5 protein-coding genes are annotated in these 5,933 nt (G+C 49.6%); all 5 read right to left on the bottom strand.

Features of this window, described 5'->3' with window-relative positions:
* Nucleotides 1-127: 127 nt before the first annotated feature.
* Nucleotides 128-1,768 (bottom strand): CRISPR-associated helicase Cas3', encoded by a 1,641-nt coding sequence (gene cas3 / locus QXE01_11245; GenBank protein ID MEM4971812.1) that lies wholly within the window; start codon nucleotides 1,766-1,768, stop codon nucleotides 128-130.
* On the bottom strand, nucleotides 1,755-2,597 hold the full coding sequence (locus QXE01_11240; GenBank protein MEM4971811.1) for a hypothetical protein: 843 nt from the start codon (nucleotides 2,595-2,597) through the stop codon (nucleotides 1,755-1,757). The genes cas3 and QXE01_11240 overlap by 14 nt, the downstream gene beginning before the upstream one ends.
* Nucleotides 2,594-3,559 carry a hypothetical protein gene (locus QXE01_11235; protein ID MEM4971810.1) on the bottom strand — a complete coding sequence of 322 codons (966 nt, stop codon included), beginning with the start codon at nucleotides 3,557-3,559 and terminating at the stop codon, nucleotides 2,594-2,596. Before QXE01_11235 ends, QXE01_11240 begins: the two co-directional genes overlap by 4 nt.
* A gap of 39 nt (nucleotides 3,560-3,598) precedes the next feature.
* Nucleotides 3,599-4,738, bottom strand: coding sequence for a hypothetical protein (locus QXE01_11230; protein ID MEM4971809.1), 1,140 nt, complete (start codon nucleotides 4,736-4,738; stop codon nucleotides 3,599-3,601).
* Nucleotides 4,725-5,933: hypothetical protein (locus QXE01_11225; GenBank protein ID MEM4971808.1), on the bottom strand; the 1,209-nt coding region annotated here is incomplete at its 5' end. The genes QXE01_11230 and QXE01_11225, both read right to left, overlap by 14 nt.

The raw sequence follows: 5,933 nt of genomic DNA, 5'->3' as shown, positions 1-5,933 counted from the left end.
AGAAAGTCTATAGAAGAGTTTATCACATCCCCCTTCCGCGGCTCTCTACCCGTGAATCCATACTCTGGTGGTATGAGATTTACAGCAGTGTTCCAGAAATACTTAGAGCCTTATGTTTTAGATCTCCTTAGCATTCATGTGGTATAAGACCTCTAGCTTTTATCCTCTTCTCATTCCTCACGTAGCTGTGGTCTACTAAGAGCTTCTGAGGCACCTTCTTCGCTACCTCTATGCCGCACTTCCTTGCTATCGAATACGGTATCCTTAATACGTTTCCTGGCTCATCTTCGACCTCCACCTCTATGTCTAGGGTACCTCTCGTCTCGTATTCTGTCTTGGATAGGGCTAGCAGGTGCTCGAGGAACGTTCCCTCTAGGTGGAAGAGGGAGTAGAGAGATACAGCTAGAATCCTGGAGTAGGAGCTGTTGTAGGCGTCCACGAGGTTGGCTACCGACAGTCTATCTTTGGTGTACCTCTCGTCGATCTCCTTCAGCTTCGGCGATAGGTCTCCATCCCACTCGACCCCACTTCCCAGCTCTGCGAGCAGTTTTCTAACCTCTTCGAGGTATTTCAGCTCCTCCAGCATCTCCCACGTACTGTCTGAGGTGTTCACTATAGTCGCTTCGGAGTTCTTCTTCTCATACCTTCTGTTCACCCTGCCCATGGTCTGCTCCAGGCTTCTGTACGGTGTTAGCTCGAGGACCCCGGCGTCGAAGTCAAGGTCTACACCAGCCTCTATAACTGAGGTCGATACCAGTATCACATTCTCGTCTCTACTTACGTCATCTTTAACTGCTCTGTACACCTTCTCTCTATCGTATATAGGCATCCTACCGTGGAGCACTCCAACCCCATACCCTTGGCTCGCGTGTTTTAACAGTTTAGTGTACACAGAGTAGGCTGTCTCCGGCGTGACCACCCTTACTAGGATCTTGCGGAAGCCCTTACTTACATACTTATCGGCATGTTCGACTAAAGCTCCAACCAGCTCTTCATGATCTTTGAAGTTTCTGAGGTCTAGCTCAATAAGTGCCTTCGGAGGCTTCTTCCGCCTGGGAGTACTGACTTTGATTAAGCTAACACCGTTCCTCTTAGCTACGATCTCTAGGTGTTCCTCAACGCTCTTGGGTAGAGTTGCAGTGGCGATGACAACTGGAGTGTACATAGAGAGAGATGCGGTTAAGTGTACGAGGGTCACCATCGGGTTGAAGGCTTCGCTTGTGTAGGAGTGCGCCTCATCGAAGAAGATCACAGGTCTACCGCTCCTAACTAAGGAGGTGTATAGGCTCGCCTTCCTGGGGGTTCCTATCGACAGGATCCTATAGACCATTTCATCGATCGTTGTGACTAGGACGTCTGCTCCGAAAGGCTTCATAGTCGTTCTCTCTCCACACTCATTCTTAATGCACTCGTAGATGTAGTGTCTACCTCCGTAGTCTACCCCAAGGGTATATCCAACGTCGAGAATTTTCGATAGCTTTACGAGATACATTTTGAACCTCATCACCATGTCCTCGATCAGTGCTCTATAAGGCTCCACGACGATGACCTGCTTGCCGAGGAATAAGCCTGGAAGAACTGATGCCTCAGTCTTACCGCTACCTGTCTCCGCTCTGAGGATTAGAATACCTCCTGTTTCCTCTAGCCCGAACAGTTTTTCTGCTACCTCTACTTGCCAGTCGTAGGGTTCAAATCCTGTCACCTGCTTGAAGAACCTTCTGTAGCTATTCCCGTTAGATTTATACAAACTTACCTCACTCCCGCCCAACCTTATCCATAATTAATCTACGCTTGTGAATAACTTCAACATGAACAATCCTGATAATGCAGGACTCAGCCTTGAAGACCGCTTTTCCACTCTCACCGAGAATGTGCAGGGTACCTCTGCAGACCGGGTACTCGAGTTCGAACGATATACCGTTCTCAAGAACTTCTTTGCGGAGGATATCACTCAGACCGTGTAGTGTTACCCGTAGCTCAACCTTCTCACCAACAAAGCCGATAGTCATTGCAAGTGGCAGATGAGGCTCGATGGACTCCAGCGACTCTGTATCGTAGACTTCCACATTACCAGTGTTCTCTAGCAGAGCTTGCTCGACGAACCCGGCGATCATGTCCGCTATGTGTAGCATGAGCAGACCTCGAAGCACTCTCCTCTTCAGCTCGCTCAGCCTCACATATACCCCTCGCGAGTCTAGGTAAGACTTCGCTAAAGCCATGGTGTGTATGAAGCTGTCGACGTCTCTGATGTTAATGAAGTGGTGTAGCCTGCCAATAGCCGTGGCGACCGCTACATCTACTATGTTGGCACGTCTATCGTAGCTAACCTCTATGTCCTCGAAGTCTGAGAACGAGAGCATGTAAGGGTGACCTCTGAACCCAACTCTAAATTTTCCCTTAGATTCTTCAACCTTCATCGTAGCAGGTTTGTACTTGTCGTGCCTGAGAGCCACGCTCTTAACCAGCTCGGATTCCGCGAAAAGAGTTTCCACTATCTTAGCTACGGCTTCCTGGTGACGGCATAACTCGATGGCAACAGCATCGTAACTCTCCTCCGCTATCTTGCTCCTAATCACAGCTCTAGCAACCGAGCTCAAGCTTGTCCACCTCCTCCGGCGAGTTCTAGATACTCAAGCCACGACCTATCGACAGCATACAGAGAGCCGTCTCTCCCCTTGAACAGTAGCTTATCGTCCGGGTCTACGTCTTCAGGCTTCTCTACATGTAAAAACCCCTTCTCAACAGAGATGTCTCGCCTCCTCCCCATCAAAGCTTCCCTAGAGACGAGGCTTGAGACCATAGTCCTAGACGGCTTACGAGGTCTCCTGATAGACGGTATGACGAACAGCTTTTTACCCCGCTCAGTAGTCGGCTCCAGCACATCCTCGAGCTTCACGGCTATCAGAGTCTTAAGCCTTGACTTATCTATGAACCAGCCATTGAAAAGCTTCTCCACCATGGACTCGAATCTGGCATCGTCAACTAGGACAAACCCGTAGATGTTGGACGTAGGGACATCGAACCTGACCTTGACCACATCGTAGGTCATGAACCGACTAACCCCCTTACCAGGCAGGGGTATTTTTGCACCATCAGCTGCGGCAAAGAACCAGGTCTTTATCCCAACGAAGAATGGTGCTTGAAGGTTCTCCGCTCTATTGTCTATATATTTTAGTGTGTTCCAGTACTTCTCTACGTATCCCCACTGGGAGGAGCCACCCGACAAAGTTTCCTCATCGTAGGCTCCGAGGGATACAGCTCTGAAGTGGTACTCAAGGTACGGTGGTCTAGCCCCATCAACAACTTCTCCTCTTCTGGCGAGGAACCACTCAGCACGCATCCCTCTCAGCCTTAGGAGTAACCCTCTCCTGATTTCGCATGGAAGGTAGTCTCCGTAAATGTTCTTCGGGTCAACCGAGAACAGCACAACCCTTAGGAGAAGACCCGAGAACGTTGAGGGTGGTACGTGCGTGTGCGTGATAGTCCAGTGCTCACGGATTGAGGATACCGGAAGAAAGGATTGAGATAGAAAAAGAACCTTTAGCTTATAGAGCTTCATAACCCCCCACCTCTACTTCTGATCCTCCTCTACTGTTTTCTATTCTACTCCACTCTTCCCCTTGGATGCTTCTTTAACCCTGGGTATATCCAGCGCGTCTATCTTCATCAGGTAGTTCTTTACGAACTCCTCTGCTAGGTTTCTCAGGAACCTGTACGCGGTGTCTCCAATAAGCCTGCAGTATTCCTTCTCCAGCACTGTCTTGAACACCTCATCTGGCTTATCGTTTTCACATAGATTCTTGTCCTGGACGCTGAGAGCCTTCCTTTTGAACTCCTCTAAAGCCTCTTGAATCGATAGAATCGCTGGCGAGATCACCACTGGCTCTGGCAGTAGCGATATACCTACATCAACTACAACGGTTTTCTCCTTAGTATCTTTTTTCGACCAGTAGGATTCCAGTATGCTCATCCCCTTGGGGGTTCCTGCACCGGCTAGCCTAAGCCCCTCTAGGAATGCGAACGCTACTGCGTGTGGCTCCATGTTCTCGACCCCGAGTAGTGTGTAGCTACGGTAAACCGGTATGAGTATGTGCGGCTCTACGTATTCCTTGCTCCATATCATCTGGGCTGTCTCCTCTTCCGATTCTTCGCCCACCCGCTTTACCACCTGCTCGTACAGTCTATACTCGACTCTATTCCTCTGCTTAGAGAACATCGGTCCCGGCTGGATAGCCACTCCCCCTCCGTAGCCCACTCTACCGCGCAAGTATAGCGTTGGTGTAGTCCATGTGGCGCCCCACACATAGGTTAACACGTCCCTCGGGTCCGGTTTCCCATCTGCATAGGTCTTTGTAACGTCTATGCTCAAGTTGAAGTACTTGTAGTAAGGTTTGAGCTCCCCGCTCTTCGTCTTCACAATAGAGTAGGCTATAGCCCTCCTCTCTACACCTCTTTGCTTGGTTGGACTGTAGTAGGGTTTCTCTATGTCAATGTATCTCCTATTTCCTCCCTCATCGACTTCTACCCTTACTACGACCTTCTCTAGTATGTTCAGGTTTCTCTCGCTGTGGCTACCGAAGTACAGCTCCTGCGGAGCCTCCAGCACAGCGTAGATAGCCATGTTGACTAACTTACAACCGGCGAATATGCCGTCATCAATACGGCTAACAGGTATATCCACTTCTTTTTTACTGTCTTTCCCTGCTTGGCTATCCTCCTCCCTCTTAGCTCTGGGCAACGGTCTCACCCTTCGACAGCTCTTCTTCGCCCTCCTCCTTGGAGGCGATCTCTGGTGACATTATTATTAGTAGCTCGTATGCCTTAGTGAAGACTCTTCTGCCGCGGTCTTCACGGATCCTTATCTCAGCCGGTGGGATGCTGTCTAGGTAGACGTATATGATGTCATCCTTCTCGTAGTACCTGAAACCGTACTTATCGAGTACTTCCTTAACCAGAGACTTGTCGACGAATTTAGACATTGCGACGTCGGTCGGAGGGCTTGACAACCTCTGGAGGGCATATGCTATTGCAGTCGACAGCCCGCCCGTACTGAGGGTATCGGCGAACTTTCTGAGCGTATATACATCTGCCCCAGCCTGCTTTAGGCGGTAAACCAGACCTTCGGCTATTGACGCTATCGTATATGCTACCCTTAGGTCTGTCTCTCTGTAGAGGTGGGGGGTTACATACCTGAGTATTTCTTTAGATATGTAGCTCATATCGCCCCCCTTTTTAGATTGCTTCAAGATGTAGACTAGGTAAGAAATGAAGCTAGAGAAGTTCGAACGCATGTAGTTGATAAGTATCCGTTGCACGTTCTCGTTATGCAGAGCCCGGGGAAACGCGTATACAAGGAGGGCGAGCCTCTCAATAGCTACCTCGTCTAGGCTCTCCACACGGACTCTCGCCCTCTCCTCTCCGAAGGCAGTGTTCACAATCATCGACGCAACCCACTCAGTTGGTCTCTCCTCCATGTGTTTCGCCAAGCCGATTGCGAGATCCACTGTTGTGCCTCTGGAGAATTTCTCTCCAAACACGATCATGCTCAGCAAACCGTTAAGAGTATACGTCAGCGTTTTCTCACCGCCTTCGAGGACGTAGTACATCGATGTGAGAACACATCTAAGACACACTCGCGCTTCATTCGATAGATCTGTTCTGCTCTCCTGCGGAAGCCTGTACCTACCGATTCCAAGCCTGCCAGTAGCCGAAAATCTTAGTCCGTCTATCTTCGACCCACAGTAGCAACATTTCATGGCTCTACTAACAAGCTTCAGGTCGTCCCCAAAATCCGGGAACCTCTCAAGCTGTTCAATGAGTTCATTCATTTTGAGAGGTATTACGTCTCCATCTTTCTCTACGACAACTAAATCGTCATCTCTTAACCCCTCGCTCATGAGCTTCCGAACCCTTTCGAATATCTTCTCCTTCCT

The organism is Sulfolobales archaeon (assembly GCA_038897115.1).
Classification (GTDB): Archaea; Thermoproteota; Thermoprotei_A; order Sulfolobales; family AG1; genus AG1.
The sequence above is the reverse complement of the archived record's forward strand: the minus strand, read 5'-3'. Positions and strand labels throughout refer to the sequence as shown.

What these genes read in the sequence shown, in the direction of transcription:
- QXE01_11235 (MEM4971810.1), bottom strand. Translation starts at nt 3,559, where the DNA reads ATGAAGCTCTATAAGCTAAAGGTTCTTTTTCTATCTCAATCCTTTCTT.